This window comes from Frankia sp. EI5c, from assembly GCF_001636565.1.
Classification (GTDB): Bacteria; Actinomycetota; Actinomycetes; order Frankiales; family Frankiaceae; genus Parafrankia.
This window is the reverse complement of the sequence record NZ_LRTK01000069.1, coordinates 1-1,773: the sequence shown is the minus strand read 5'-3', so window position 1 is coordinate 1,773 and position 1,773 is coordinate 1. Positions and strand designations below refer to the sequence as shown.

2 protein-coding genes and 1 pseudogene are annotated in these 1,773 nt (G+C 72.4%); 2 read left to right on the top strand and 1 reads right to left on the bottom strand.

What is annotated here, in order from left to right:
* Positions 1-406, bottom strand: a 406-nt coding sequence (locus UG55_RS21600) for a non-canonical purine NTP pyrophosphatase (protein ID WP_242424909.1), incomplete at its 3' end; no start/stop codon positions are given.
* On the opposite strand from UG55_RS21600, the pseudogene UG55_RS47820 reads away from it, so the two are divergent.
* Both UG55_RS47820 and UG55_RS21595 read left to right on the top strand, forming a co-directional pair.
* Positions 393-484 (top strand): annotated as a pseudogene (locus UG55_RS47820) (aminoglycoside phosphotransferase); the annotation flags it as partial. The gene UG55_RS21600 and the pseudogene UG55_RS47820 sit on opposite strands and share 14 nt — an antisense overlap.
* Before the next feature lies 1 nt (position 485).
* A partial coding sequence (locus UG55_RS21595) for a phosphotransferase (RefSeq protein ID WP_242424908.1) occupies positions 486-1,415 on the top strand: 930 nt, incomplete at its 5' end.
* Between the last annotated feature and the right edge of the window lie 358 nt (positions 1,416-1,773).

Here is a 1,773-nt window from a genome sequence, read left to right as displayed (position 1 = left end):
TCTTCTCCTCGCTCGACATTTCCGCGAGGGTCAGGGCACTGCCTGCGGGCACAAAGATGGTGTCGTAGCCGAAGCCGCCGCTGCCGCGAGGCTCGGTGGTCAGTGTCCCGCGCACCGTGCCGGTAAAGACCCGGACCCCGGTCGCATCGGCATAGCCGAGTGCGGTCGTGGCGGTGGCGCTGCGATCGGCTACGCCCGCCGCCATGGCGAGGAGCCCCTGGAGGCCGACGCTGTCCACGAACCAGGCGACAAGGGCACCGGGGAGGCCGTTCCAGGCGTTCAGTGCCAGACCGGTGTCGTCGAAGATATTGTCTCGTTCCGAGAAGTCAGCATAGAGCGCCAGTGCATCTCCCCCGGAGAGGCGTCGCGATGAACCAGCACGGTTGCTCCGCATGACCGAGATCACCGCGGGTCTCATCCGCGATTTGCTGTGGGACCAGCATCCGGACCTGGCCGAGCTGCCTCTCCGCGAGGTGGCGGGCGGNTGGGGCAACCAGATGTGGCGCCTCGGCGACGAGTTGGCCGTGCGGATCCAGCGCATGGACACCGACCCCGACAACCAGCTCAAGGAACGCCGGTGGCTGCCGCTGCTCGCCCCACGCCTGCCGCTGCCGATCCCCGTCCCGGTGCGCAGCGGCGCGCCCTCCGAGCGGTTCCCCAAGATCTGGACGGTCATGACGTGGGTGCCGGGCCGGCCGCTGGACCACGGGTCGATCACCCGCAGCGAGCACGCGGCCGACACCCTGGCGGCGTTCCTCCGGGCGCTACATGTGGCAGCGCCCGGTGACGCACCGGCTGATGCGGGCCGCGGCGCGCACCCCAGGCACTTCACGGACGGCTTCGATCGGTTCCTCGACGCCGTCGACGACGACCTGATCGGCTCCGATGCCGCCGATCTCCAGGCCGTCCAGGCCGTCCAGGCCGTCTGGGACGACGCCGTAGCGGCCCCCGCCTGGGAGGGACCGCCGGTGTGGGTGCACGGCGATCTGCATCCGGCGAATGTCGTCGTCGCGGACGGGACGCTGGCGGGCGTCGTCGACTTCGGCGACCTGTTCGCCGGCGATCCGGCGGTGGACCTGGCAGCCGCCTGGGTGCTGCTGCCGGCGGGCGCGGCCGCACGCTTCTTCGCCGCGTACGCAGCGGCCGACGAGTCGACGGTCCGGCGCGCCCGCGGGCTGGCCGCGTTGAAGAGCCTCTTCCTGATGCTGATGGGCCAGAACGGGGACCGCGGCCTGCCCGGCGGCAAGCCGGCGTGGGGTCCGGCGGGACGGGCGGCGCTCGACCGGGTCCTGAGCGAGTTCCCGGCCAACCCGAGCCACGGACGACAGCCGATACCAGGCCGAGCCCCCGGGGACGGTCTGGTGCCAAGCCGAGCCTCGGGCGACAGCCAGGTAGCGAACCGAGCTCCTGGGTGACACTGCTGTCTGATCAGACGGGACACCCCGGCCGTCGGGCCGGCCGCGATNCCGGGCGGGCGATGGCCCCGGGCCGGCACCGGGACCCCACCGCCCCACCCGTTCGACGTCCACGACGCCGCCTACGGACACCTCGGCCAGCGACCATCCGCCGAAGTGCGGCCACCGGGCCGCCGGCACCCCGCAGACGCCCNCCGNAACGGCGCCACCAGGGCTTTCAGCGCACCCACAGACCCCGCAACACCCCTCAGTCACCCCCGCGCCGCGTGTCCGCGAGGATGCGCCGACAGCGACTGAAGAGCTCTGGGTGTCCTTCGCCCGCGGGGGTTGCGGCCCCTGCGTCACCGTGGTCGTCAAG